This is a genomic window from Mycobacterium ahvazicum (genome assembly GCF_900176255.2).
GTDB classification, from domain to species: Bacteria; Actinomycetota; Actinomycetes; order Mycobacteriales; family Mycobacteriaceae; genus Mycobacterium; species Mycobacterium ahvazicum.
On record NZ_FXEG02000003.1, the window covers coordinates 1,445,687 to 1,471,183 of the forward strand.

A 25,497-nucleotide genomic window follows, 5' to 3' on the forward strand; every position below is an offset into this window, starting at 1 on the left:
TCAGTCCTCCTGCAAGCGCAAAGCGGCCTTGGGGCATTGCTCCACGGCGGCGCGCACGTCGATCTCGCGATCCGGCGGCACCGGACCGTCCGCGATCTGCACCACGTCCTCGTCGCCCAGTTCGAAGATGTCCCCGGCGAGCGATTCACAGAATCCGTTCGCCTCACACAGGGTCTCGTCGACGGTCACGCGCATCAGTTTCCTCCTTATAGGCCCTTCGGGCGGGTTCCGATCCCCCCGCCGGCAGCGAGGTTCGCCAGTTCCTCGTCGGTCAGCCCGCACCGATCGCGCAGTACTTCTGCATTGTGCTCGCCGAGGGTCGGCGGTGGGCGAAGCAGCCACCGATCCTGCCCGGCAAGCGACGCGAACGGCGGGCACGGATACTCCGCTGACCCGATGCTCGAATGCTGCAACTCTTCGAAAAAGCCCCGGTCGCGCAGTTGGGGGTTCTCGGTCACCAGCGACGGCGAGATCACCGGCGCCGCAGGCACACCCGCGCTCGCCAGCCACTCCACCGTCGGCCCCAGGGGCTGCCCGGCAAACCACTGCCGCAGTCGGTCGTCGATGTCGTCGGCGCGCTCGCGTCGTCCGGCGGCGGTGTCCAGAGATTCGTCACACCAGGCCGGTTGCCCCATCACAGCGACGAGCGCGGCCCACTGCTGGTCGTCGCGCACGGTGACCGCGATCCAATCGTCGTCTCCGGTACACCGGTAGAGGTTTTGGATCAGCCCCCCGAAACCACGATTGCCGTTGCGGCTCAGCGTCTTTCCGTATACCTCGTACTCGATCGCCTGGATCGCGGCGGCGTTGAGCACCGTCTCGAGCATCGGCAGCTCCAGCTGCTGACCCGTTCCGGTGCGTTCGGTGAAGTTCAGCGCGGCCAGTACGGCGAAGGCGGCGTGCACCCCGGCCAGCGGATCGCAGGTGCCGCGCGGCGTCACCGGCGGGGCATCCGGCAGGCCGGTCACCCAGGCCAGCCCGGCGAGCTGCTCCATCGTGGGGGCGAATCCGACCCGGTCGCGCCACGGGCCGTCCAGACCGAACGCGGGCATCCGGGCGACGACGAGTTTGGGATTGACTTCGAGCAGCACGTCGGCGGTCAGTCCGAACTGGTCCATCACGCGCGGTGAGAAGTTCTCGATCACGACGTCGGCGCCGGCCGCCAGTTTCTTGAACAGAAGCCGTCCCTCTTCGGAGCCCAAATCCAATGTGACCGAACGCTTGTTGGTGTTCATCGCGTGGAACACCCAGCCGTACTCCCACCAGTCGTCCACGTCTTTGCGCATCCCGCCGGAGTACCGAATGCCGTCGGGACGCTGGATCGACTCGACCTTGATCACCTCGGCCCCGAACGCCGCCAGCAGGTGGGTTGCCGCCGGCCCGGCCCAGAACGCGGTCAGGTCCAGGATCCGCACACCCTCCAATGGCCTAGCGCCGCGCGCCAGCGCGCGCTCCTGTTTGCTTGTGCGCCAAGGTGGCTCGTCGTTGTCGGCGCCCAAAGGGGCGGTCTCGCCCACCGGAGCCGCCGCGCACGCCGACATCAGCCACGGCGGGCGGGGCTGATGAAAGCCGGCGGGATTGGGTTGGAATACCCCGCGTTCGGTCGCGTACTCCGTGTCGCGGATCGTGGCGCCGTTGCCCAGTGCCGCGATCGGCAGCCGGAACAGCTGGCCGAGCTCGACGATCTCCGCGACGGTGCGTTCGGCCAGCCACGGGCCGATCTGCTCGCGGATCAGGTCGCGATAGCCCCACCGGCCGATCTGAAAACGCAGCTGCTCAATCTCTTCCAGCTGCGGGCATTCCACCATCGCCAGGAAGTCGAGCCATTGCTGACCGGTCACCATGGTGATCCCGACGTAGCCGTCCTTGGCCGGTTCGATCGACGGGACTTCGGTGGTGCGGCTGATCGGGGGCACCCGCAGCAACTGCGAATGCAGCCATTCGCTGCTCTGCATCAACGTCATCGCCTCGAGCATCGAGAGATCGAGATGCTCACCGGGACCGCCGTGCTCGACGCGACGACGCACGGCCAGCGCACCGAACGCGGCGAACACACCGCCCATGTACTCCCCCAGGTCGCCGCCGATCGAGATCGGGGGCCCGGCCGGATCGCCGCGGAAACCGGGCGAGCCGGCCCAGGCCTGCAGGGTGAACTCGCTGGCGGGCCGGTCGGCATATGGTCCGGTCCAGCCGAAGTCGGAGATCGTGACGACGACCGCTTGCGGCGCATCCGCGAGCAGCCGGCGCGGATCGATACCCAGCGCTGCGGCACGCGACGGGCCGGCGGTGAGGATGATCACGTCGGCCGCGGCCAATTCGGCACGCAATCGCTGCGAGCCGGGCGCAAACGTCATGCTCTGCTTGCCGGCGTTGAGATAACTGTAGAACGGCGACGGCCGGTCGGCGGGCACCGGCGAGCCCGACGCCGTATAACGCCGCAGCCAATCGCCTTGCGGCGGTTCGATTTTGCGCACCGATGCACCGGCATCGACCAGCAACTTGCCGCAGTAGCTGCCAGCTATCCGGTCGCTGATCTCGACCACCCGCAGCTCGCGCAGCGGTGTCGGACGGTCGTCAGACCCCTGGCTCAATTGCATCCGCCCTTCCGATCGACACGCGACCAGAGATGCTATTTATATCATTACTGCTAAAATAGCTAAGCCAGCTGAGTGCGGGTTCGCCGCTCTGACGCTGCTCCTGCGAGGAATGGATGACCACCCTGGGAATTGGGCCCGATGCCCGTCGCCGGTTGTCGGCGCCGAGGATCGCCGAAATCGTAGCCGACGAACTGCGCCGGCAAATCATCGACGGCGAGCTGGCCGACGGCGATCTCCTGCCGCGCCAGGAAGTACTGGTCGAACAGTTCAACGTCAGCCTGGTCTCGCTGCGCGAAGCGCTGCGCATCCTGGAGACCGAGGGTCTGGTGTCGGTGCGCCGCGGTAACCGCGGCGGCGCCGTCGTGCATGCGCCGGCCAAGACCAGCGCGGCCTACATGCTCGGGCTGTTGCTGCAGAGCGAGTCCGTTCAGGTCGCCGACCTGGGCATGGCGTTGCAGGAGCTGGAGCCCGCGTGCGCCGCGCTGGCGGCTCAGCGTCCGGACCGGGCGGACACCCTGGTGCCAGAACTCAAGCAGGTCAACGATTCCATGGCCGAGCACCTCGACGACGGGCGACTGTTCACCGAAATCGGCCGTCAGTTCCACGATCTCATCGTGCAGGGCTGCGGAAATCACACCATCATCGCGGTCGTCGGCAGCCTGGAGACGCTGTGGAGCAGCCACGAGCGTCAATGGGCAGACGAGAGCGCGGCGCGCGGCACCTACCCCTCGCTGACCCAGCGGCGTGCGGTTCTCAATACACACGTCAAGCTCGCCGAGACGATTGCCGAAGGCGACGTCGACCGGGCTCGGCGCATCGCGGGACGTCACCTCGCCGATACGCAGACCTATGTGCTGGCCGGTCGGCCCAGCCAACGGATCTACGCCCTGTCGCCGCAGTCTCTTTCTCGTTCGGGGTCGCGCCCGCGCGATCTCCGGCAGTCCTAAGTCCCCCTATGCGAACCGCGTTGGTCACCGGCGGCAGCGGCGGGATCGGAAAGGGCTGCGGGCGCAAGCTTGCCGAACTCGGTTACGACGTGGTCCTGGTGGCCCGGCGCGAGGGCCCGTTACGCGCGGCGGCCGAGGAGATCGGGGCCCGTCACATCGTGGCCGACGCATCCGATCCGGACGGATTTAGCACTGCGATAAGCAGTTTGGAGACGATCGACCTGGTCGTTCACGCCGCCGGCACGCTCGGTGGAACGTATGCGCGCAAGCAGACCTTCCAGCAGTGGCAGGCCATCATCTCGGCCAACCTGGATTCGTGTTTCGTGGTGACCGCCGCGGTGCTGGCGCGGATGCGCCCCGGGTCCCGCTTCGTCTTCATCTCGTCGTCGGCCGCGCACGAGCCGATGATGGCCCGCACCGCCTACTCCGCGTCGAAAGCCGGCATGAACGCGTTCGCCCGCGCCCTGGCGCTCGAAGTCGACCGCGACGGCATCGCCGTGCACATCGTGACACCGGGCCCGGTGGAAACCGAGATGCTGCAGGACGTTCCCTTCGAGATGTTCGCGATTCAGATCTCCGATGTCGCCGAGGCGGTCGCCTGGCTGGACACCGTGGACCCGTCGGTGGATCTGCCGGAGATCCGGCTTTCCGCGGTGCAGCGCGGTCCGTACGCCCGGCCGCCGGTCGTTCCTAACGAAGCCCGCCGCCGCCGTCAGGGAACGGCTTGATCACCGTTTCGCCGAACTGGTGCAGCGAGTCCGGCTTCGCGAAATCCGCGAACCACACATAGAATCGCTCGACGCCCTGGGCGGCCAGGCCCGCGAAATGCCGGATCAGATCGTCGGCGTCGCCGCACACCAGACCCGCCCCGAGCACGCCGAAGCGCCGGGTGCTGACCTCGCGCACGGTCTCGGGATCGGCACCGGAGTGGGCGAACCCGATCATCTGCTGCACCGAGATCCGGGCGCTTCCCGCCGACGGGGCCAACTTGGCCAACCGGTCGATGTGGTCGGCCTGCAGGTTCCACCAATCCGCATGATTGCGAACAAGTTCCATCATGCGAGGCCCGCTGCCACCCAGAACCAGCGGTATCGGATGGCTGCGCTTGGGTAACTGAGCCACGCCGTCGTCGGCACCGTCGCCCCAGTACTGCCTGATCAGGACCAAGTGACGGCCAAGCTGCGCAACGCGGGCCACCGGATCCTGCTGACCGACATCGAATCTGGTGAACTCGGAAGGCCAGGATCCCGAACCGAGGCCCAGGTCGAAGCGGCCGCCCGATGCGTCCGACAGGGTGACGGCTTGCTTGGCGAGCACGGCGGGATGCCGAAAGGCGTCGCACAGCACCAGATGTCCGACCCGCAGCCGCTCGGTATTGGCCGCCACCCAGGTAGCGACGGCCATTGCCTCCCAAATGCTTTCGCTCGGCAACCCGGGAGCCTCGAGGTGGTCGATGAACGCCATTCCGTCGAAGCCACTGGCTTCAGCGGCGCGCGCCCGTTGCGTGATGTCGCCCACCGACAACCGCACCTGCGGCAGGAACAGATACCACTCGACCATGCGCCACCTATGCTCGTGCCGATTGCAACAGCGCGGCTAGTTTACTATCTTTATTATGTTAGGGGTCTTATGGATGTCGGACTGACTTCGGATCAGCTGTCGCTGCGCGACACCGTGCGCGACGTTTTGCGTACCGAATGTCCTCCCGATGCCGCCCGGCAGGCCCTGACGGACCCGGAGCGCTGGCGCGCTCTGTGGAAGACCGTAGTCGACTTGGGCTGGACCGAACTCGCCGCACCCGCAGGCGGTGACTTCGGACCCGTCGAGCAGGCACTGGTGCTCGAGGAGTGCGGTGCCGCGTTGACCCCAATTCCGTTGCTCAGCAGCGTCGGTTTGGCCGCCGGCGTCTTGCGGGCCTGTGGTCTGGACAAGTTCCTCACCGACATCGCCGGCGGCGTCGTCGCCACCCTGGCGGTGCACGCCAAGGGATCTCGGCTGCCCGGACCACCGATGACACTGCGCGGCGGACGGGTGCGCGGCCGGGCGGTCGCGGTCCCCGACGCGGCCCGGGCAGAGCTGTTCGTCACGCTGGCCAAATCCCTCGACGGCCATGTCGCCGTGGTGGTGCGCGCCGGGGAGGGCATGACGATCACCGCGGGCGAATCCACCGACCCCGCGCACCCGGTCGCCGACGTCGAGATCGACGCCGAACCCGTGGCCTCGGCGCCCGTCGACCTCGAGTCGGCGCTGACCGCACCGATGGTGGCCGTCGCGGCCGATCTGGTCGGGACCGCCGGCGCCGCCTTGCACCTGTCCGTCGAGCACGCGAAGTCACGCCGTCAGTTCGGCACGCCGATCGGGGCGTTTCAGGGCATCAAGCACGCGCTGGCCGACAACTATGTCGGCGTCGAGCGCGCCCGCAGCCTCACCTACGCCGCCGCCGCCCGCCTCGCCGCGGCGAACACCGCACCCGCGGACGCCTGGACGGCCGCGGCACTGGCCAAGGCGGCGGCCGGTGATGCCGCGGCCAACTGTGCCCGCACCGCCGTCCAGGTGCACGGCGCACTCGGACAGACCTGGGAGCACGACGCCCACCTCTATGTCCGGCATGCCTGGCAGGGTGCGGCGCAGCTGGGAGACAGTCGCGCGCTCTACCACCAGGTGGGCTGCCGCTTCGTCGCCGGAGGCGCGGCGTGACGACTCCATCCGAGGTCGTCGCCGAGTACGTCGACTGGTTAGCCGCGTTCCTGCCCGACGACTACTACGAGAACTACCGCCGGTATCGCTGGGATATCCCGCTGCGCCGCGACCACCAACGGGCCGCGTTCGAGGCCGGGTGGATCCAGCCGACCTGGCCGCGCGAGCATGGCGGACGATCGCTGGGCCTGCGCGACGCGATGGAGATACGCATCGAGGGCGCGCTGCGGTCGGCGCCCAAACTGCCCAACATTCAAGGGCCAGGCGTCGCCGCACCCGGCATTCGCCAGTTCGGCACACCCGCCCAGATCGAGCGCCTGCTGGTGCCCCTGCTGCGCGGCGACGAATGGTGGGCGCTGGGCATGTCCGAACCGGAAGCCGGATCGGATTTCGCCGGACTGCGCACCCGCGCCGATCGGGACGCAGACGTCTTCCGGGTCAACGGCCACAAGATCTGGACCACCCAGGCCCACGAATCACGGTGGTGCACGCTGTATGCCCGCACCGATCCGGATGCGCCCAAGCACCGTGGCATCTCGTGCCTGATCCTCGACCTGCACTCCCCCGGTGTGCGCATCGAACCCATCCGGATGTCGTCGATCTCCGATGAGACGTTCTGCGAAGTCTTCCTAGACGACGTCGAGATCCCGGTGGAGAACCTGCTGGGCCCGGTCAACGGCGGCTGGAACGTCGCGCTGTCGTCGCTGCACCACGAGCGCCAGATGATCTGGATCATGAACTGGGTCGAAATCAAGCGCGGACTCGACGCGGTGCGCAAGGCCGGCGCCGACGACCAGGGCCTGTGCGCCGAACTCGGGTCGCTGCTTGCCGATGCCGAAGCGTTGCGGGCCACCGGATACCGTGCGCTGGGCAACGAGCTGGCAGGCCGCAACAGCCCGGAAGCCGACATCATGAAACTACTCGGATCGGTTACCTTGCAACGGGTTTGGGAACTCGCCGCCGCCGCCGAAGGACCGGGCTCGGCCGGCGACCCGGATCTGCTGTTCGAACGCCAGGACGCGCTCGCCGCCACCATCTACGGCGGAACCTCGGAGGTGCAGCGCAACATCATCGCCGAGCGACTACTCGGGCTGCCGAAGGGATAACGATGGATTACGACCTCGGCGACGACGCCGTCGAACTGCGACACCGGCTGCGGGAGTTGATCGCTCATCACGTGCCACCCGACTTCCTCGGGGCCTGCACGGAAGATCCCGAGGACCTCGCCACCACCGAGACGTTCTGCAAGCTGCTCGCCGTCGAGGGGCTGCTGGCGCTGGCCTGGCCGAAAGAGCATGGCGGCGGCGGTGGTTCGGTCTGGCAGCAGACCGTGTTACGCGAAGAGATGTGGGCTCAGCACGAGCCGCGCGGTCCGCAATACATGGGCATCAACTGGGTCGGTCCGGCACTGATGCGCTACGGCACCCAAGAGCAGAAAGCCAAACACCTGGCGGCCATCGCCTCCGGCGATGTGATTTGGTGCCAAGGCTTTTCCGAGCCGGAGGCCGGATCCGACCTCGTCTCGTTGCGTACCCGGGCCGTGCCCGACGGCGAGGGGTGGCGCATCACCGGCCAGAAGGTGTGGACGTCGTACGCCCAGATGGCGTCGTGGTGCGTACTGGCGACGTGCACCGACCCCGACGCGCCAAAGCACAAGCGGCTCACTCTCTTTCTGATCCCGATGGATCGGCCCGGCTTCACGGTACGGCCGATCCCGTCGATGCTCGGCCCGCATCACCTCAACGAGATGTTCCTCGACGGCGTACCCGCATACCCCAGCGATGTGCTCGGTGAGGTCGGTGACGGCTGGCGGGTGATGCGCGAAGCGCTCGCGTTCGAGCGGGTCGGAATCGCACGCTACGCACGCTGCGAGTCGCTGCTGCACCGCATGCAAAGCGAGCTCGGCGAGGACTGGGACCGGTTGCCCGAAACGCTTCGGGCCCGGTGGGTCCGGGCACTTGTCGACTTGCGAGTGGCCAGGCTGCTGGCCTACCGCGCGGTATCGCTGCAGGACGATCCGTCGGCGGGGGCGGCGGCCAGCGCCGCCCGCATCGCGACCACGACCTGCGATCAACAGGTCGCCGAGTTGCTGTTCGACGTGCTGGGACCGGTCGCGCTGGACAGCGGGGCCTCGTCGGCACTGCACGGGGCGATTGAAGACCATTGGCGCTATGCACAAGCGGCCACCGTCGCATCGGGCACCATCGAGGTGCAACGGATGCTGGTGGCACGAGACGCCCTGGGAGAACACCGGTGAAAACCACACTGCCACAAGATATTAGCGACTTCGCGGCGGTCGCAGCCAAACGTTTCGATCGGCTGGGCGGGCCAGCGGCCGCCCTGCGGGCCGAGCGAGACGACAGCGTCCGGGACGCGGCGCGCGTGGCGCTGAGCGAGCTCGGCGCGTTCGAACTCGACGTTCGGTCCGGTCCCGACGACGTGCTGGCCGCGGCGGTGCTCTGTCAAACCGCCGGTGCGCGCGCGCTGCCCTATCCCCTCGTCGAGGAGCTGCTGGCGATCGACGGTGCCCGGCTGGCGCTGGTCAATCCCGAGGCGCCGCGCATCGACCACGGCGACCTGCCCGGCGACTGGATCGCCGCGGACCTGGACGGCAATCGCTACCGGCTGCGGATCGCGTCGCGGACCAACGCCAAATTGGGGCCGTTCCTGGTGCCGGCCTCAATCAGCGCACCCGACGGGACAGTTCCGGCCGCCGACGTTAATCTTCATCTCGTGCTGGGATCATGGCGGATTCTGGGTGCGATGCAGCGCTCGCTGCAGATCGTCACTGACCATGTGCAAGCACGCATCCAGTTCGGCAAGCCGCTGGCGGATTTCCAGGCCGTCCGGTTCGCCGTCGCGGATGCCTCCGTCGCGGTACGCGGACTGCACGAGCTGGCGAAATACACCATTTGCCGCCCCGAATCACTGCCGGTGCGGGTGCATTCGGCCGACGCGCTGGTGTTGCGGTTCAAGGCCACCGACACCGCACGGCAAGTGCTGCGCACCTCCCATCAGCTGCTCGGCGCCCTGGGGTTCTGCGACGAGTCCGATGTCAGCGTGCTCGACCGGCACACCCAGCCGCTGATCCGTCTTCCGCTGGGCGCCGAGGCACTCGGGCTGCGCCTGATCTCCGACGTCCGCGACGGCTCTCTGGAAACCCTGTTCACGGAGCCGGTATCAGCGTGAGCACCCAGCCCGCCGAAGCCTCGGCGACGCCGAACCCGTTCGAAGACGGGGTCCCGTTCGGAACCAAACTGGCCGAGCTCGCCGAGGAGCTGGGCGACAAGCCGGCAGTGACGATTGTCGCGCTGGACGGCACCGCCCAGACGCTGACCTTTCGCGAGCTCGATGCCCGCGCCAACCAGTGGGGACGGGCACTGGCCGCCAGCGGGGCTGAGACGGGTTCGCTTGTCGCGCTTGCGATTCCAAATTCACAGCACCTGGTGCTGGCCACGCTGGGGTGTTGGAAAATCGGCGCGGTCCCGATTCCCATGCACTGGGATCTGCCCGAATGGGAACGGGACCGGGTGCGCGCGGTGATCGATCCCGCCGTCGTCGTCGACGAGACAAGCCGGTGGGAGCTGGAGGCCAGGGCCGCCGCGGAACCGGCCGGCCCGCTGCCCGAGGCCGTTTCCCCGCATGCCAACGGAATCTGTAGCAGCGGGTCGACGGGCGTACCCAAGGTGATCCTCAGCCTGGCTCCGTCGCTGTGGATACCGCAGCAAGGCGAACCGTTTCTGTCCAACTGGACGCCGGTGGACAAGCCGCAGACGATCCTGGTGCCCGCGCCGATGTATCACACCAACGGCTTCGCGACGTTCCTGATGCTGCTCAGCGGCGACCATCTGGTGATCCTCGAAAAGTTCGATGCGGCAGTGTTTGTCGACGCAATCGAGCGCTACCGGATCACCAACTTCACGGCCACGCCGACGATGCTGGCACGCATCGCGGCCCTGCCCGACATCGCGCAACGCGACCTGTCCAGCGTCGTGTTCATCCTGCAGGGCGCCGCGGTGATGCCGCCGTCGTTGCTGCACACCTGGTTCGAACTGCTCAGCCCCGAGCAGATCGTGACGGCCTACGGCATGACCGAGAATCTCGGTCTCACCGCATTGCGCGGCGACGAATGGCTGGCGCATCCCGGCAGTGTGGGTCGCGGCTTCCGCGACACCGAGATCCGGATTCTGGATGCCGACAAGAACCCGCTGGGCCCCGGCGAACACGGTGAGGTCTACCTGCGCTCGGTGATGAGCGCGGGCTACCGCTACCTCGGCGGGGCGCCGCCGCTGCCGTCGACCGACGACGGGTTCCGGTCCGCCGGCGACATCGGCCACCTCGACGAGGACGGCTTCCTCTACATCGTCGACCGCCGCGTCGACATGATCGTCAGCGGCGGTGCGAATGTCTTTCCCGCCGAAGTCGAATCGGCGCTCGCGGGGCACCCCGGCATCGCCGATGTCGTGGTCATCGGACTCGCCGACGAGCGGTGGGGCCGACGCGTGCACGCGGTCGTGCAGGCCGCCGACGGCGTGGAGGTCACCGAACAACACGTGATCGAGTACGCCAAGAACCGGCTGGCACCCTACAAGGCGCCCAAGACGGTCGAATTCGTCGACGCTATCCCCCGGACCGCGGCGACCAAGGTCAATCGCTCGGCGATGATCAAGGCCCGAGGCGGGTAACGCCCAGGAGTTGTCAGCCCAGCCTCCTATGATCGAACCTATGTTCGAAGAATCGGCGGCCGTGATCGATCGGATCTGCGCGGCGTCGGCTGCGGAGAACCGGGCGGCCGGCGCGCGGCTGGCGGCCATCGGGGAACTCGACCTGCTGCGGCTGCGCGAGTGCGGGGAACGAGAGTCCTGGGTGAGTGACACCTGGGACGCCATTTCGGCGGAGGTCGCGGCGGCGCTGAATATCAGTCAGGCGCTCGCGTCGAGTTATCTCAACTATTCACGCGCCATGCGAATTCGGCTGCCCCACATCGGCGCCGCGTTGATCGCCGGCGAGATCAGCTATTCGACGTTCCAGACGATCGTGTACCGCACGGACTTGATCACCGACTCCGACGTCATGGCCGCAGTCGACGCGGAGCTCGCGACAAGGGTGCGACGGTGGCCGGCGATGACTCGCGGCCGGCTGAGCGCGGCGGTGGATCGAGTCGTTGCGCGGGCCGACCGCGACGCGGTTCGCCGCGCCCGTGAGCGGCAGGCCGATCGCGAGTTCTCGCTCTGGGACGGCGGCAACGGGTTGACAGAGGTGTTCGGCCGGCTCGTCACCACCGACGCCCGCGTGCTGGATGCGCGGTTGAATGCATTGGCGCACAGCGTGTGTGACGGGGACACCCGCACCGTGAAGCAACGCCGTGCCGATGCCTTGGCAGCGCTGGGCGCCGGCGCGGACAGACTGCAGTGCCGATGCGGGCAACCGACGTGTCCGCGCGCGACCGCGGCCGCACCGAGCCCCGTGGTGATCCACATAGTCGCCAACCAGTCCAGCGTTGATCGCACTTCGTTGGAACCCGCCGCGATCATCGGCTCCGAAACGCTCATCCCGGCCGAGCTCGTTGCGCAACTGGCGGACTCGGCAACACTGCGGCCGGTGGTGCATCCCGGCAATACGACGCCGGAACGCGGCTACGTTCCGTCGCGCGCGCTGGCCGATTTCGTGCGCTGCCGTGACCTTACCTGTCGATTCCCCGGCTGCGACCACCCGGCCACCGATTGCGATCTCGACCACACCATCCCGCACGCCGAAGGCGGCGCAACCCACGCCTCGAATCTGAAATGCCTTTGCCGTTCTCACCATTTGGTCAAGACCTTCTGGGGCTGGCGAGATCGGCAGGTTGCCGACGGCACGATGATCTGGATGTCACCGTCCGGGCGCACGCATGTGACCACTCCCGGCAGCGCACTGCTATTCGCGCAGTTGTGCGCACCGACCGGCGAGCTGGTTCCGGACGTCCGGCCCGACCCCTGCACCGATCGATACGCCATGATGCCGCGGCGGCGCCGCACCCGAGCCCAGACCCGCGCTGACTACCTCACCACCGAACGGCGGCGTAACCGGAAAGCCCGCAACCAGCTCCAGACCAACTCGGCCGCAACACAACTCACGTCACAGGGCCGACCCCCGGACGGCGAGCCACCACCCTTCTAGATGTGGTGGCCGAAGACGTCTTCCATGACTTCACCGACCGCCGCCAGCGAACGGCTGGAGTGCTGCTTGACCAGTACGTGGCCGCCCAGCACGACGAGTGCGATCGGCAGCTCGACCGCCCCGAACACCAGCAGCGCGGTCAGTCCGGCGACGTAGACGACATCGTGCTTGTCGGGCCGGTGGAACTTCCCGATGACCGGCAAATCGATCGCCCGTGACTCCAACTCCCGCAGGGTGCGCAGGGTACGGGCGCGCTTGGAATTCGGGTGCGCCTCGGCGTAGGCCGCCCACCGCTGCGCGAAGCTCGGTCCGAAACGCAGCTCTTCCTGCAACTCTTCATGAAGCTCTTCGTGCAACTCGTCATGGAGCTCATCGTGCAGCTCGTCGTGGAGCTCTTCGTGCAACTCGTCGTGCAGCTCGTCATGGAGCTTGTCCGAGTCGGAATCCGTTGCAGCCGAGCCGTTTTGTTCTTCGTCCAGCGTGGTCATGTCTGTCTCTCTCTGTTGTGTAGTCGGTTAACCGGCTGGTGTGAGTTCCAGTTGTGGTGCGCGCTCACCCTTGGCGCCATTGCCACTGTCCATACCCGGCAGCTCCTGGGCCCACGTCGTGAGCGAGCCCACCATGTTGTTCAAGACGTTGTCAGCCTCCCCGCCGTACTTTGAGACGCGTTTGCCGATCATCGCCGCCATCCGGATCAACAGGTCGGGCTTGGCAGCGGTAAGCACGGTCAGCGCCACGGCCGGGGCCACACCTTCGATCCACCCCAGCGGACCCAGCGGCACGCAACCGACAAGCTGGCTGAGGCCAGGGGTCGTGATCAGGGCGCCCATCGCCACGAATGTGCCGACGACAGTGCTGACCACGAGCGGATCGCGCGAATCCAGCAACGTCTGCCCGAGCTGCGTGGTGACCAGGCCGACCAGACCGACCGTCGCCGCACGCTGCGGGGCGGCGCGGGTAAAGGTGGCCAGACTCCACGAGGTGCTTGCTCCAATCGTGGTGGCGGCCCCGCGGATAGCGACGGTCTCCATCAGATCGTCCATGTTGATCCCACGCTCCGACGGCGGCCGCATGTTGCGCACCGCGCTCACCGCGACGGCCGTCGTGGGGAACACGTCGGTCAGGATGTTCACCAGCAGGATCTGCCGTGCCGTCAGCGGCGCCATGCCGCGGACCATCGTCCCGTACATGTTGAAAGCCACTTCACCGGCGTTGCCGCCCAACAACATTCCAACCGCGGCCTGCGCTTGCTGCCACAGCCGGTGCCCTTCCTCGATCGCCTCGAGAAGGCTGCCGACGCGGCCCTCGGTCAGCACCACGTCCGCGGCGCCGCGTGCCGGGTCGCTGCCGTGCGAGGACACGCCCACGCCCACCGCGGCGGCACGGATGGCCGCGGCGTCGTTGGCGCCGTCGCCCACCATCGCGGTCACCACGCCGGAATTGCTGATCTGCTGGACGATCTGGACCTTCTGCTCGGGCGACATACGCGCATAGATCACGTTGGTCTTGACGACCTCGGCCCGTTCGGCGATCGACAACCGCTCCCAGCGCGCTCCGGTGATGATGCAGTCCTCGGGCACGTCGAGCCCGATCTCGCGGGCGATGGCGCGGGCGGTGGCCGGGTGGTCACCGGTGATCACGCGCACGCCGATGTCCCGTTTGGCCAGCCCGAGCAGGAGCTCCCGCGCGTCGGGCCGGGGGGTGTCGGTGATCCCGAGGAAGCCCAGCAGGCGAAGGCCGTTGCGGCACAACGGTTCCAAGCCCTTGTCCTGCGCGATCTCGAGCTCATCGTCGGTCAGTGTCTTGTCGGCGACCGCGATCACCCGAAGGCCTTGGGTCGCCATCCCGTGCACGTGTGCCAGTAGCTCCTCGCGAAGGTCGTCGTCTTGACCCTCGACGCACGCGGAGAGGACGATTTCCGGACCGCCCTTGACCGCCAGGGTGTCGCCGTCCAGACCCGCCGCGTAGGCCCGGCCGGCGCGGAACGGCAACTCGCGGTCGCGCTTCGGCTGGCTTCCGGCCCGGTTGACCACCGCGGCATCCGTCGCCTGCAGCGGAGCGTGCTCGGTCAGCGCCACCGGGGTCGCCAGCGCCGCGCGCTCGAGAATCACGTCCTCGTCGAAACCTGGCTGTGCGGAGATATTCGTCACCACCAACCGGTTTTCGCTGAGCGTTCCGGTCTTGTCGAAGCAGACCACCTCGACACGACCGAGCGTCTCGACCGACCGCGGCGCGCGGACCAGAACATTGCGCTCGGTCAATCGCCTGGCCGCCTCGCGCTGAGCCAGCGTCGCCACCAACGGAAGGCCTTCCGGCACCGCGGCGACCGCGCAGTACACACCGCTGGTGACGGCCTCTTTGATGCCCGATCCCCGCAGCAATGCGGTGGCGATCACGCCCACACCACCGGTGAGGGTCCACGGCAGAACTTTCGCGGTCACCGCGGCCAACTGCGCGTGCAGCCCCACCTCGTCGCGGCGGCGCGGAGCCAACGCCATCGCCCGGCCCGCGGCGGTCGAGTCGCCGACGGCGATGACCACCGCGCGGCACACTCCACTGAGCACGGTCGAGCCCTCGTAGATCATGCAGGCGCGTTCGGCCAGCGGTCGGCCCGGTGTCGGCGCGGGGTTCTTGGTCACCGGCAACGACTCACCGGTCAGCGACGATTCGTCCACCTCCACGGCAACCGCGCTCAGCACGCGGGCGTCGGCGGGGACCAACTCGCCGGACCGGACCTCGATGATCCTTCCCGGCGTCAGATGCTCGGTGGCAATGAGCTCGAACTGGTCGGGGCCGGTCAGGACGCGCGCGGGCGGCGTCTGGGCGCTGAGCAGTCTGTTCAGCTGACGATCCGAGCTGAGTCGCTGCGCCGCGGCAATCGCGGCGCTACCGACGAGCACGATCCCGACCAGCACACCGTCCATCGGCGAACCGACGAGCGCGCTCGCCATGGCGCCGGTGGCAAGGATCGGCGTGAGCGGATCCTGCATCTCGTGCCACATCGCGTCCACGACATCCTTGCCGCTGTCCGCGAATTTGGCGGCCAGCGCCTGCATCCGGGTCTTCGGCAGCTGTGCTGCCGGTGCAATGGGACCGGTGGAGTCGGCGAGCTCGGGCCACAGCGCCCGAATCTGTTCCTGCGCCTGGTCGGCATCCAGGGCATGCCATTCGGTGTCGGAGGCAGCGGCCGGATCCGGCTGCATCGCCACACCCCGCCCGATCACGTATCCCGGGATGAGCGCGATGGCGGCAGCCGCGATGCTGGGGCGCACGCCCGCTGCCCGAACTCCGGGCAGCAGCGTCAGCGAGCCGAGAAGCGTTCCGGCAGCGGCTAACTCGACGCCGCGACGTGCGGCCGATTTGGCCGCGGGGATGGCGTCGATGATGCGGCAGGCGACCTTCAGATTCGGGATCAGGACGTCGGCCGTCCACGCGGGCGCCGCCCGCCCGCCAGGCCAAACCCCCAGCGCCAGGTCCGCGGCCGCGAAAGCAAGCCGAAGGTCACGCCCGATCACGGCGACGATCTTTCCGTCGGCCTGCAATTGGCGGACCGCTCCGAAGATGGTGAGGTCCACGTCGGCGTCGTCGAACGGCAGCAGTTCGTCGAATGTCCCGCGCAGGTGGCCGGCATCGGCCTGATCCACCGAGATGAGCTTGAGATCGGCCGCACGCGCCGCGGCCATCAGCGGTTCGGCGTACGGGTCGGCGTTGCGCGCCACCACGACCTCGAGGTCCTCCAGCTCGGGCAGGTGATGCGCGGGCGACAGCGAGCAGCCGGTGTGGACACCCGGGCCGAGCAGGCCGTCGTTGACATCCGTTTGGGCGCACTGCCATACCTTGGTGCGCAGTTCGCCGTCGACGCCGCTGATCTCGGCGACGCGCAGGGTTTCGCCGATCAGTACCGCGGGCTCGACGATCAGGACGTCGATTCCGTCCAGGCGGCGGATCGCGTCGGGTCGCATCACCAGGGTGTGGTGGTAGCGGTTCAAGCCGGCGCAGAACGTGGTGGCGAAAGACTCGCGCGCGTAGTTCAGTGCCCGCGGCGCGGCAACGATGACCGCCTCGCTCGCCAGCATCGCACCGCCGCTGACGGTCAGGGCGATGGCGCCGGCAAGGCCGGCCGCGGTAGCTGCGCGGGCGTAGTTCTCCGACGCGGTGTCCGGCACCGGGCGGGGCCGCGACGTTTCCGGGTGCGGTTCGCACTGCGCGCTGAGCGCGAGGTTGGGTTCGTGCTCGTTCCAGGCTTCCACGGCTGACAGCGCCTCGATGAGGCGCAGGCTCCGAAGGCACATGTCGGCGGCGATCACCGACGGGGTGTGCCCGAGCGACTGGGTGACGGCGGTGCCCAACGCGAGCAGTGCGTCGGCGCGCCCGCGCCCGAGGGCCCGCTCGAACACCCGGCGGACGTCGGGCTGCGCCTCGGCGAAAGTTGTCGCGGCCGCGAAGGCCCGCGGCAGTCTCGGCATCCGCGTCACCTGCAAGAACGTGGTCACACCGAGCGAGATGGCCTTGGCTCCCAGCAGGCTCATCCGGTTGACGACTTCGGCGCCATCCCCGGGGATGTCGATCACCGGCAACCGGTCCGGGGTCTGCGAACCGAACTCGTCAGCCGGCCTGCTTCGATCGGCTTTGGCGGTGAAGGCCCGCTCGATCGCCTCCACCATCAGCGCCAAATCGTCTACGGTAGGCCCATTTTCGTCGATGTCGACGATCAGGCGCGAGAGCGGCCAGTTCACCTGGGTGCGTGCGACACCGAGGGTGCTGCCGATCGTCCTTTCCAGGACGGTCTCGTACTCGGACGAGCGGGTCGCCTCGGGCATACGCAGCTCAATCCACCCCCGGCCATTGCCGGACCAGCGGCGGCGGGGACGGTCCCCGCCCAACAACTCAGCTGCCGCGGCTGCGCCGCCTGCGACCACCATTCGAAGCCCCGAGACGATCGGCTCGATGACCATATTGCGCTTTACACCCTCTCGCGATAGTTAGCTTTGACATTGCAGATTCACGCAGCAGACTCGTCGAAGTAGTACGTGCGTGCTACACCGTAAGGACTGAGAGGATCTAAGAGCGCCACTTAGAGCTTCTGAAAAGCAAACGGACGACAAATTATTGGCCACGCACACGACAACTCGAATCTTGGGAGGGCACAGTGACGCTCATCGAACGAGCCACTAAATCGGCGAACTCGGTTGCCGACCAAACGGTTTCAACAGTTAGCCAGATCGGGACCGCGGTCGCCGAGGGCGTCGTTGTTACAACGAGGGACATCCGCACCGGAATGCGGGAGGGCCACATCCGCCCCCGGACCGCCGTCGTCGCCGCGGCCGTCGGCCTGATCGCCGTCGTCGAATGGCCGCTGCTGCTCGCGGCCGGCGGTGTCGCGCTGCTCGCCAGCAAACTGAAGAAGCGGTCCCCAGAGGCCGAAATCGACGGCGCAGCCGAGGTCGAGACCATCGACGTCGAGACCGAAACCCCCGAATAGGTTTCTGCCCGATCCCGGGCGGCCGGGCGCACCGGGCGGCCGACACTCCACGACCCGCGGGCCCGCGCGGTAACCTCATTCTCGACGCGCACGCATGCGCGACGGAAGGGGACCTAGCGCACATGACCGCCCCCAGCGATGAACCCGAGGTGACGCGCGGCGACCGCTTCATCAAGACGGCCGTGGAGATCCTGCGCGAGACGGGGCGCACCGACTTCACCGTGCAGGAGATCGTCGCCCGCTCCAAGACCTCGCTGCGGGCCTTCTACCAGCACTTCAGCAGCAAGGACGAACTGCTGCTGGCGCTTTTCGACAAAACAATTTCGCAATCTGTGCAGAGCTGGCGCGCCGAGATCAACGGGCTGGACAGCACATCCGCGCTGAAGCTGCTGCTCGACCGCATCAGCCAGCAACCGGAATCCACCACGCAGGACAGCCTGAACCGGGCGCTGGGTCTCTATAACCAGCATTTGGCCGAGACGCGCCCCCGCGAATATGCCCGCGTGCTGTCCCCATTGCATCAACTGATTCGCGACATCGTCGGGCAGGGAATCACCGAGGGGGTGTTCAACCCGGGGCTCGATGTCGCGGCGTCGGCGGCCATCGTCATGCAGACGATGGTCGGGGCGCAGCGGTTGCATTGGCTGGGCACCGAATTGAACGGGACCCCGATCGACGCCGGCCAGCTGTACGACTTCCTCAGTCGCGCGCTGGGCATTCGCGACGTGGACGACGAAACCGGCACGCCCTCGCTGGCCGAGCTGTTCGCCCAGATCGGCTTGCGCGCTGGCTCCCGCAACGGCGAATTCGCGATGACAATGCCGGTAAGTCCGAACGTGGTCAACACTTCTGGGGCGTTGCAGGGCGGCCTGATCGCCACCCTCGTCGACGTCGCGGGCGGCCAGTACGGGCTGGATTTTCTGGAGCCGGGGACCACCATGACAACCGCGGATCTGTTCGTCCGCTACCTGCGTCCGATCCGGCAGGGTGCCGCGTTCGCGGTGCCCCGGATGCTGCGCGCCGGCCGGCGGGCGATGGTCATGCAAATCGACATCTACGGCGACGGGGACGACGAGGTGGCCGCGACGGCGACGGTGAATTTCGCCATCATCAACGGCGCGACACCCAAGGGTCTCCGGGCGGACACCTAACGCCGATACATGTTATTGCACGGCAGTGGTAACGTCATTACCACCCAAAGAGAATCCAGCCTTCAAGGAGATCGCTATGCCGTCTCGCGAGCTTCCATTCCCCGTATTCGACGCCGATAACCACATGTACGAGCCGCAGGAGGCGCTGACCAAGTTCCTCCCGGACAACCGCAAGAACGTGATCGACTACGTGCAGGTTCGCGGTCGTACGAAGATCGTGGTGCGCGGCCACATCAGTGAGTACATCCCCAACCCGACTTTCGAGAAGGTCGCGAAGCCGGGCGCCCAGGAGGACTACTTCCGCAACGGCGCGCAGGGCAAGAGCTACCGCGAGATCCTCGGCGAGCCGATGAAGGCCATCCCCGCGTTCCGCGAACCGGGCGCGCGGCTGGAGGTCATGGACGAGCTGGGCATCGACTACGCGCTGATGTTCCCGACGCTCGCCAGCCTGGTCGAGGAGCGCATGAAGGACGACCCGGAGATGACCCACGACGTCATCCACGCGCTCAACCAGTGGATGCACGAGCAGTGGACGTTCAACTACCAAGACCGCATCTTCGCTACGCCGGTCATCACCCTGCCGATCGTCGAACGAGCGCTCGAAGAACTCGAATGGTGCCTGGAGCGCGGCGCCCGCACGGTCCTGGTCCGCCCGGCGCCGGTGCCCGGGTTCAAGGGCAGCCGGTCGTTCGGCCTCCCGGAGTTCGACCCGTTCTGGCAGGCCTGCATCAAGGCCGAGATCCCGGTCTCGATGCACGCGTCCGACAGCGGCTACTCGGAGTTCGCCAACGTCTGGGAGCCCGGCGATGAGTTCCTGCCGTTCAAGCCGACCCCCTTCCGCAGCTTCGCGATGGGCCACCGGCCGATCCTGGACGCGATGGGTGCGCTGGTCTGCCACGGCGCCCTGTCGCGCAACCCGGAGCTGCGGATCCTGTCCATCGAGAACGGCGCCGACTGGGTGCCGGACCTGTTCAAGGGCCTCAAGGGCGTCTACAAGAAGATGCCGCAGTCGTTCAGCGAGGACCCGATCGAGGCGTTCAAGCGTTGCGTCTACATCACCCCGTTCTGGGAGGACCGGTTCACCGAGATCGTCAATATGGTCGGCACCGACCGGGTGTTGTTCGGCTCCGACTGGCCGCACCCCGAGGGCCTGAAGGACCCGATCTCCTTCGTCGACGAGCTCACCGACTTCTCGGAGGAGGACGTCGCCAAGATCATGGGCGGCAACCTGATGGGGCTGATGAAGGTCTCCAAGCCGGCCAAGAAGCCCGTCTCAGCCTGATCCGGTACCAAGCCTCGCCCGCCTCCGAGCGACATCCCGCCTACGTTGTCGCTCGGAGGTGGGCTTTGTATGTCCTGGTCGAAAGCCGGACTATAGACGCGGCCTTCGACCTTGCTATAGAAAAGAAACTTCCCTCCGGGTTAGGAGCGCACGATGAATCTGGCTCCGGTCGAGTCGTCAGTGACCAGAGTGACGCTGAGCCCCCGGCTGGTTTCCGAGCTGGGCGATCCGCACAGCACGCTACGGGCGGCAACCCAGCGCAGCGGCGCGGTCGTGATCATCCGCGCGGGCGGCGAGGTCGACGCCTCCAACGAGCACACCTGGCGGGGGCTGGTCGCGGAGGCGGCCGCGGTCGCCACCGCGCCGGGCCCCTTTATCGTCGACATCAACGGCCTTGATTTCATGGGTTGCTGCGCGTTCGCGATCCTGGCCGCTGAATCCGAGTGTTGCCGGGCTCGCGGCATCGCACTACGCGTGGTCAGCTGCGATCCCGGCGTTGCCCGGGTCATCCAGGCGTGCAATCTCGGCAGCGAATTGCCCCTGCATCCGACCATCGACACCGCGCTGGGTACGTCGGTGGGCTGAGGCCGGGTCATCAGGGTGACCGGACGTTAGCAAACTGATGCATGAAGCACCCTCGAGCCATTGCTAATCTGATTACTTGCGCGTGTCGAATAGAACCGCGCGTTGTTGGATTTCTCGGCCCATAGAAAGGCCCGCCGGGAGGCTCAGGAGGGACGGCCATATGGTGGCCGAAAAGGACTGGGACAAGATTGTCGGTGCGGCTGACGACGTGCGTCGCATCTTCGAGAAGGTCCCCGCGATGCTGATCGGCCTGCAAGGGCCGGAACACCGCTTTGTCGCGGCCAACGCCGCCTACCGCGCCCTGAATCCGGCACTCAACCCGGTAGGAATGCTGGCGCGGGAGATCTATCCCGAGCTGGAGAGCCAGCAAATCTTCCAAATGCTCGACCGGGTCTATGAGACCGGCGAGCCGCAATCCGGGGCCGAGTGGCGGCTGCAGGCCGATTTCGAAGGAACCGGACTCGAGGAGCGCTACTTCGACTTCCTGGTCACCGCTCGCCGCCGCGAGGGCGGAGCGATCGAGGGCGTGCAGATCATCTTCGACGACGTCACGGATCGGGTGCAGGCGCGCTTGGCCACCGAGGCCCGCATCGAGGAACTCTCCGAGCGCTATCGCAACGTCCGTGATTCCGCCATCGTCATGCAGCAGGCGCTGCTGGCCTCGTCGGTCCCCGTGGTTCCCGGCGCCGACATCACCGCGCAGTACCTCGTCGCCACCGAAGACACCGCGGCCGGCGGCGACTGGTTTGACGCGATACCCCTCGGGGACCGGCTGGTGCTCGTCGTCGGCGACGTGGTCGGCCACGGCGTCGAAGCCGCGGCAGTCATGTCGCAGTTGCGCACCGCGCTGCGCATGCAGATATCGCAGGGTTACGGCATCACCGAAGCGCTCGAGGCCGTCGACCGGTTCCACGAGCAGGTGCCCGGGTCGAAGTCGGCCACGCTGTGCGTGGGCTCGCTCGACTACGCCACCGGTGAACTCCACTACTGCACCGCGGGGCATCCACCGCCGCTGGTGGTAAGCGCGGCCTCGACCGCACGCTACGTGGAACCATCGGGCGCCGGTCCGCTCGGCAGCCGCGTCGGGTTTCCGGTTCGCACCGAAATGCTCGACATCGGCGATTCGATCCTGTTCTATTCCGACGGCCTGATCGAGCGGCCCGGGCGCCCATTGGGCGCCAGCACCGCGGAATTCGCCGACCTGGCCGCCAACATCTCCGCCGGTGTCGGCGGGTTCGTCATCGACGCGCCGACGCGAACCATCGATCGCATCTGTTCGGAGACGCTCGAATTGCTGCTCCGGTCAACCGGTTACAGCGACGACGTGACGCTGCTTGCCGCGCAGCGCCGCACTCCCCCGGCTCCGCTGCACATGACGCTGGACGCGACGATCCACGCCGCACGGACCGTGCGCTCCCGGCTTCGCGGCTGGCTTTCCGAGGTCGGCGCCGACGCCGACGACATCTCCGACGTCGTGCACGCGATCTCCGAGTTCGTCGAGAACGCGGTCGAACATGGTTACGGCACCGAGGTTTCCGACGGCGTCGTTGTCGAGGCATCGCTGTCCGGCGATGGCAACATGCACGCCGCGGTGATCGACCGCGGACAGTGGAAGGATCACCGTGAAGGCGAACAGGGTCGCGGGCGCGGGCTCGCGATGGCAGAGGCGTTGGTTTCCCAGGCCCTCATCACCCGCAGCGACAACGGGACGACGGCCAGCGTGACACACCGGCTGTCGCGACCGGCCAACTTCGTCACCGACACGATCGTCAGTCGGGCAACCTACCGCCGGGCCGTGGACAATGAATTCGTCTCGACCGTTCGCGAGCCCGGCCACATCGTCGTCAGCGGTGACGTCGACTCGACCACCGCGTCCACGCTCGACCGCCTGATTGCTGTCGAAAGCCGTTCGGGCATAGCGCCTTTGACGATTGATCTCAGCGCCGTCACCCATCTGGGGTCCGCGGGCGTCAGCGCGCTCGCGGCCGCCCGGGATCGGGCGTTGCGACAGGGCGGCGCCTGCGTGCTGATCGCCCCGCCCGGCAGCCCCGCCCAGCACATATTGTCGATGGTCCAGATTCCCGTCAGCAGCGGTGACAGCGAGAACGTCTTCGCCGAGGACTAGTCCTTGCCGTGTCGCACCTGATTGAACGGCACTCCTCGGTCGGCAGCGTATTCACGCGGGAAGCCCAGCACCCGCTCCCCGATCACGTTGCGCGCCATCTCCGTTGTGCCGCCGCCGATGGCGACGCTCTGCCGCACCAGGTACCGCAGTCCGGCCTCCAGGCCGTCGCCGGCCTCCCCGACCACACCGGCCGCTCCCGCGACCGCCACCGCGGTGTCGACGTCCACCTGCACGGTCTCGGCGTGGAACAGCCGAATCAGCGTGCCGGCCGCCGGAGGCAGCACACCGTCGCGGACGTTGCGCGACACGTGTTCGATCAGCTGCTCGGCCACCGCCCGATGCACCAACGCCCGGCCGGCCATCTCCCGCAGACGTTCGTTGTCGGCCTGACCGGTCTTGGCCAAAAGCGCAACGTAGTCAATAGGATTGGCGTTGCCGCCCTCGCTGCCGCTGCCGCTGGCGAACTCCGAACCCTGACCGACTGCCCGCCGCTCGTGGTACAGCTGACGTGAGGCCACCGCCCAGCCGCCGTTGACCTCTCCTACCACGGCGTCGTCGCCGACGTCCACACCGTCGAAGAACTCCTCGCAGAACTCCGTGGAGCCGCTGAGCATGGTGATGTGGCGCAACGTGATGCCTGGGTGATCGATCGGCACCAGGAACATGGTCAAACCTTCATGCTTGGGCACATCCCAGTTGGTGCGGGCCAGGCACAGGCCGTAGTCGGCGGCGAACGCGCTGGTGCTCCAGGTCTTGGCGCCGTTGATCACCCATCGGTCACCGCGCCGTTCGGCCCGGGTGATGACGCCGGCCAGATCCGATCCGCCGCTGGGTTCGCTCAGCAGCTGCACCAGCACCTCGTCGCCGCGCAGTGCTGCGGCGATGTGTTGCTTCTTCTGCTCTTCGGTACCGGTGTCGAGCAGGGTGGCACAGCAGATGGTGAACGTCGGGATATTGAGGATCAAAGGCAGCTCGTAGCAAAGGGATTCGTCGTCGAACGCCTTCTGGTAGGTGTAATCCAGACCCAGGCCGCCGTATTCGCGCGGGAAGCAGATGCCGGCGAATCCGCCCTCGTAGAGCCGCTTTTGCAGTTCCCGGGCACGTTTCCAGGCGTCCCCGTCGTCCCGGGGCGCAGCCGGCGGCGAATCGGGGTCGATGGGCGGCATATTGTCCGCCAACCACACTCGGGCGCGGGCGGCGAATTCTGCGACGGATTCCGTCGGCGTCTGGTCGTGCGTCATTTCGCGGTACGGCCGGCTTTCTCTGAGTCATACACCCGCAAGTTGTGTTCTTCCGGGGTGCCGAACATGGCGCGGTACAACGTAACTCGCCTCAGGTAGAGGTGCAGGTCGTGTTCCCAGGTGACACCGATGCCGCCATGCATCTGCACACAACCCTGGACGATCCGCCCCGCCATCTCGGAAACATAGGATTTCGCGACGCTGGCCGACAGGCCCGCGTCGGGGGCGCGGTCGGCGACGTCGGCAACCGCCGCCGCCGTGGTGGCGCGGCACGCTTCCAGCCACAGCTTCATGTCGGCGAAGCCGTGTTTGAGCGCTTGGTAGGACGCCAGCGGCCGGCCGAATGTGTGCCGGTCCAGCGCCCACTGGACGGTGAAGTCGAACACCGTTTGCACAATGCCGACCACCTCGGCGCACTGCAGAACCACAGCGATCTGGCTCTGGCGGTCGATCAGCGCGGCGGACTCGGCGGCGCTGCCGATGGCCGCGGACGAGTCCACGACCACGCCGTCGAAATGCACTCGCGCGTATTGCTTGACCAAGTCGACCGACTGCTGGGGCTCGACCCGAACCCCGGGCGCGTCCGTCGGGACCAGGAACTGACGAACCTCGTCACCGCAGCGCGCCACCACGAGCAGCAGGCCGCTCTGGGCACCGGCCTCGACGCGGTCCTTGGTGCCATCAAGACGGTACCTGCGATAGCCGGCATCGGCCTGGGTGGCTGTCACCGACGGATCCAGTGGCCGCCAGCCACGTCCGGGTTCCGAGACCGCCCAGGAGGCCACGGTTTCGCCGGAGATCAACTCCTCGATGACCGCCGCGTGTGACTGCGCATCGGCACTTTCGGCGAGCGCGGTAAGCACGACACTGACCGGGTACAGCGGGCCGGGTGCGACGGTCTTGCCGAGCAGCTCGGCGACCGAGGCCAGATCCGCGACGCCACTCTCCGAGACGCTGCCGCCGCCCAACTCCTCCGGAACCAGCAGGCCGGTCCAGCCGAGCTCCGCGGCGCGCCGCCACCAGGCCGGGTCGAAGGAAACCCCCGCGGCGTGCAGCTCCCGCACGCGCGACAGCGGCGCTTCCTTCTGCAGAAACGATTGGGTTGTCGAGACGAAGAGCGCCTTTTCGGGCGTGTCCACGGCCGTCATGACACCGACCGACCCTTCCGCGCCATTCGGTCGCCGCCGCCAAGAATCACGTTCTCGATATTAGCAAATGACAATACCGTAAG

The 25,497-nt window shown here is 67.3% G+C and carries 20 protein-coding genes; 13 read left to right on the top strand and 7 right to left on the bottom strand.

The genetic code is table 11. The features are described 5' to 3' along the window. Together MAAFP003_RS19355 and MAAFP003_RS19360 are read right to left on the bottom strand one after the other, a co-directional pair. Positions 1-195 (bottom strand): ferredoxin, encoded by a 195-nt coding sequence (locus MAAFP003_RS19355; RefSeq protein ID WP_096289441.1) that lies wholly within the window; start codon positions 193-195, stop codon positions 1-3. A gap of 11 nt (positions 196-206) precedes the next feature. Next, positions 207-2,597 (bottom strand): CaiB/BaiF CoA-transferase family protein, encoded by a 2,391-nt coding sequence (locus tag MAAFP003_RS19360; RefSeq protein WP_096289442.1) that lies wholly within the window; start codon positions 2,595-2,597, stop codon positions 207-209. Between the two features lie 113 nt (positions 2,598-2,710). On the opposite strand from MAAFP003_RS19360, the gene MAAFP003_RS19365 reads away from it, so the two are divergent. Beyond that, the gene (locus tag MAAFP003_RS19365; protein WP_096289443.1) at positions 2,711-3,544 is read left to right on the top strand and encodes a FadR/GntR family transcriptional regulator; all 834 of its coding nucleotides are present in this window, start codon (positions 2,711-2,713) and stop codon (positions 3,542-3,544) included. A gap of 8 nt (positions 3,545-3,552) precedes the next feature. Beyond that, the gene (locus MAAFP003_RS19370; RefSeq protein WP_096289444.1) at positions 3,553-4,272 is read left to right on the top strand and encodes an SDR family oxidoreductase; all 720 of its coding nucleotides are present in this window, start codon (positions 3,553-3,555) and stop codon (positions 4,270-4,272) included. On the opposite strand, the gene MAAFP003_RS19375 is transcribed toward MAAFP003_RS19370, so the two are convergent. Continuing rightward, positions 4,235-5,104, bottom strand: coding sequence for an LLM class flavin-dependent oxidoreductase (locus MAAFP003_RS19375; RefSeq protein WP_096289445.1), 870 nt, complete (start codon positions 5,102-5,104; stop codon positions 4,235-4,237). The two genes, MAAFP003_RS19370 and MAAFP003_RS19375, sit on opposite strands and share 38 nt — an antisense overlap. 69 nt (positions 5,105-5,173) lie before the next feature. Between MAAFP003_RS19375 and MAAFP003_RS19380 the strand changes: the two genes are divergently transcribed. The 6 genes from MAAFP003_RS19380 to MAAFP003_RS19405 are packed head-to-tail and all read left to right on the top strand — an operon-like array spanning position 5,174 to position 12,400. Further along, positions 5,174-6,241: an acyl-CoA dehydrogenase family protein gene (locus MAAFP003_RS19380; protein ID WP_096289446.1), complete on the top strand. Its 1,068-nt coding sequence runs from the start codon at positions 5,174-5,176 to the stop codon at positions 6,239-6,241. Continuing rightward, positions 6,238-7,347 carry an acyl-CoA dehydrogenase family protein gene (locus MAAFP003_RS19385; protein WP_096289447.1) on the top strand — a complete coding sequence of 370 codons (1,110 nt, stop codon included), beginning with the start codon at positions 6,238-6,240 and terminating at the stop codon, positions 7,345-7,347. The genes MAAFP003_RS19380 and MAAFP003_RS19385 overlap by 4 nt, the downstream gene beginning before the upstream one ends. Before the next feature lie 2 nt (positions 7,348-7,349). Beyond that, the gene (locus MAAFP003_RS19390; protein WP_096289448.1) at positions 7,350-8,498 is read left to right on the top strand and encodes an acyl-CoA dehydrogenase family protein; all 1,149 of its coding nucleotides are present in this window, start codon (positions 7,350-7,352) and stop codon (positions 8,496-8,498) included. Continuing rightward, positions 8,495-9,430: an acyl-CoA dehydrogenase family protein gene (locus MAAFP003_RS19395; protein WP_096289449.1), complete on the top strand. Its 936-nt coding sequence runs from the start codon at positions 8,495-8,497 to the stop codon at positions 9,428-9,430. Before MAAFP003_RS19390 ends, MAAFP003_RS19395 begins: the two co-directional genes overlap by 4 nt. Continuing rightward, the gene (locus tag MAAFP003_RS19400) at positions 9,427-10,926 is read left to right on the top strand and encodes a class I adenylate-forming enzyme family protein (protein WP_096289450.1); all 1,500 of its coding nucleotides are present in this window, start codon (positions 9,427-9,429) and stop codon (positions 10,924-10,926) included. The genes MAAFP003_RS19395 and MAAFP003_RS19400 overlap by 4 nt, the downstream gene beginning before the upstream one ends. A 40-nt stretch (positions 10,927-10,966) precedes the next feature. Further along, entirely contained in the window at positions 10,967-12,400 is a 1,434-nt protein-coding gene (locus MAAFP003_RS19405; RefSeq protein ID WP_243394130.1) for an HNH endonuclease signature motif containing protein, read from the top strand. On the opposite strand, the gene MAAFP003_RS19410 is transcribed toward MAAFP003_RS19405, so the two are convergent. Both MAAFP003_RS19410 and MAAFP003_RS19415 read right to left on the bottom strand, forming a co-directional pair. Then, complete coding sequence (locus MAAFP003_RS19410) at positions 12,397-12,888, bottom strand: hypothetical protein (protein WP_096289452.1); 492 nt, start codon at positions 12,886-12,888, stop codon at positions 12,397-12,399. The genes MAAFP003_RS19405 and MAAFP003_RS19410 overlap by 4 nt on opposite strands. 27 nt (positions 12,889-12,915) lie before the next feature. Continuing rightward, positions 12,916-17,355 (bottom strand): cation-translocating P-type ATPase, encoded by a 4,440-nt coding sequence (locus MAAFP003_RS19415; protein ID WP_096289453.1) that lies wholly within the window; start codon positions 17,353-17,355, stop codon positions 12,916-12,918. 194 nt (positions 17,356-17,549) lie between these two features. Between MAAFP003_RS19415 and MAAFP003_RS28970 the strand changes: the two genes are divergently transcribed. The 5 genes from MAAFP003_RS28970 (at position 17,550) to MAAFP003_RS19440 (ending at position 23,025) form a co-directional block, all read left to right on the top strand. Further along, the gene (locus MAAFP003_RS28970; protein WP_133160875.1) at positions 17,550-17,882 is read left to right on the top strand and encodes a hypothetical protein; all 333 of its coding nucleotides are present in this window, start codon (positions 17,550-17,552) and stop codon (positions 17,880-17,882) included. A 122-nt stretch (positions 17,883-18,004) separates the two neighbouring features. Beyond that, on the top strand, positions 18,005-19,033 hold the full coding sequence (locus tag MAAFP003_RS19425) for a hotdog fold thioesterase (RefSeq protein WP_096289455.1): 1,029 nt from the start codon (positions 18,005-18,007) through the stop codon (positions 19,031-19,033). Positions 19,034-19,109: 76 nt separating this feature from the next. Further along, positions 19,110-20,315, top strand: a complete 1,206-nt coding sequence (locus MAAFP003_RS19430) for an amidohydrolase family protein (protein ID WP_096289456.1) — start codon at positions 19,110-19,112, stop codon at positions 20,313-20,315. A 153-nt stretch (positions 20,316-20,468) separates the two neighbouring features. After that, the gene (locus MAAFP003_RS19435; RefSeq protein WP_096289457.1) at positions 20,469-20,900 is read left to right on the top strand and encodes an anti-sigma factor antagonist; all 432 of its coding nucleotides are present in this window, start codon (positions 20,469-20,471) and stop codon (positions 20,898-20,900) included. A 160-nt stretch (positions 20,901-21,060) separates the two neighbouring features. Next, positions 21,061-23,025, top strand: coding sequence for a SpoIIE family protein phosphatase (locus tag MAAFP003_RS19440; protein WP_096289458.1), 1,965 nt, complete (start codon positions 21,061-21,063; stop codon positions 23,023-23,025). On the opposite strand, the gene MAAFP003_RS19445 is transcribed toward MAAFP003_RS19440, so the two are convergent. Both MAAFP003_RS19445 and MAAFP003_RS19450 read right to left on the bottom strand, forming a co-directional pair. Then, positions 23,022-24,266 (bottom strand): acyl-CoA dehydrogenase family protein, encoded by a 1,245-nt coding sequence (locus MAAFP003_RS19445; protein ID WP_096289459.1) that lies wholly within the window; start codon positions 24,264-24,266, stop codon positions 23,022-23,024. The two genes, MAAFP003_RS19440 and MAAFP003_RS19445, sit on opposite strands and share 4 nt — an antisense overlap. Further along, a complete protein-coding gene (locus tag MAAFP003_RS19450; protein WP_096289460.1) occupies positions 24,263-25,414 on the bottom strand; it encodes an acyl-CoA dehydrogenase family protein in 1,152 nt (383 codons plus the stop codon). The genes MAAFP003_RS19445 and MAAFP003_RS19450 overlap by 4 nt, the downstream gene beginning before the upstream one ends. Positions 25,415-25,497 lie beyond the last annotated feature (83 nt).

What these genes read in the sequence shown, in the direction of transcription:
- MAAFP003_RS19355 (WP_096289441.1), bottom strand. Translation starts at nt 195, where the DNA reads ATGCGCGTGACCGTCGACGAGACCCTGTGTGAGGCGAACGGATTCTGT.
- MAAFP003_RS19360 (WP_096289442.1), bottom strand. Translation starts at nt 2,597, where the DNA reads ATGCAATTGAGCCAGGGGTCTGACGACCGTCCGACACCGCTGCGCGAG.
- MAAFP003_RS19365 (WP_096289443.1), top strand. Translation starts at nt 2,711, where the DNA reads ATGACCACCCTGGGAATTGGGCCCGATGCCCGTCGCCGGTTGTCGGCG.
- MAAFP003_RS19370 (WP_096289444.1), top strand. Translation starts at nt 3,553, where the DNA reads ATGCGAACCGCGTTGGTCACCGGCGGCAGCGGCGGGATCGGAAAGGGC.
- MAAFP003_RS19375 (WP_096289445.1), bottom strand. Translation starts at nt 5,104, where the DNA reads ATGGTCGAGTGGTATCTGTTCCTGCCGCAGGTGCGGTTGTCGGTGGGC.
- MAAFP003_RS19380 (WP_096289446.1), top strand. Translation starts at nt 5,174, where the DNA reads ATGGATGTCGGACTGACTTCGGATCAGCTGTCGCTGCGCGACACCGTG.
- MAAFP003_RS19390 (WP_096289448.1), top strand. Translation starts at nt 7,350, where the DNA reads ATGGATTACGACCTCGGCGACGACGCCGTCGAACTGCGACACCGGCTG.
- MAAFP003_RS19405 (WP_243394130.1), top strand. Translation starts at nt 10,967, where the DNA reads ATGTTCGAAGAATCGGCGGCCGTGATCGATCGGATCTGCGCGGCGTCG.
- MAAFP003_RS19410 (WP_096289452.1), bottom strand. Translation starts at nt 12,888, where the DNA reads ATGACCACGCTGGACGAAGAACAAAACGGCTCGGCTGCAACGGATTCC.
- MAAFP003_RS19415 (WP_096289453.1), bottom strand. Translation starts at nt 17,355, where the DNA reads ATGGTCATCGAGCCGATCGTCTCGGGGCTTCGAATGGTGGTCGCAGGC.
- MAAFP003_RS19425 (WP_096289455.1), top strand. Translation starts at nt 18,005, where the DNA reads ATGACCGCCCCCAGCGATGAACCCGAGGTGACGCGCGGCGACCGCTTC.
- MAAFP003_RS19430 (WP_096289456.1), top strand. Translation starts at nt 19,110, where the DNA reads ATGCCGTCTCGCGAGCTTCCATTCCCCGTATTCGACGCCGATAACCAC.
- MAAFP003_RS19435 (WP_096289457.1), top strand. Translation starts at nt 20,469, where the DNA reads ATGAATCTGGCTCCGGTCGAGTCGTCAGTGACCAGAGTGACGCTGAGC.
- MAAFP003_RS19440 (WP_096289458.1), top strand. Translation starts at nt 21,061, where the DNA reads ATGGTGGCCGAAAAGGACTGGGACAAGATTGTCGGTGCGGCTGACGAC.
- MAAFP003_RS19445 (WP_096289459.1), bottom strand. Translation starts at nt 24,266, where the DNA reads ATGACGCACGACCAGACGCCGACGGAATCCGTCGCAGAATTCGCCGCC.
- MAAFP003_RS19450 (WP_096289460.1), bottom strand. Translation starts at nt 25,414, where the DNA reads ATGACGGCCGTGGACACGCCCGAAAAGGCGCTCTTCGTCTCGACAACC.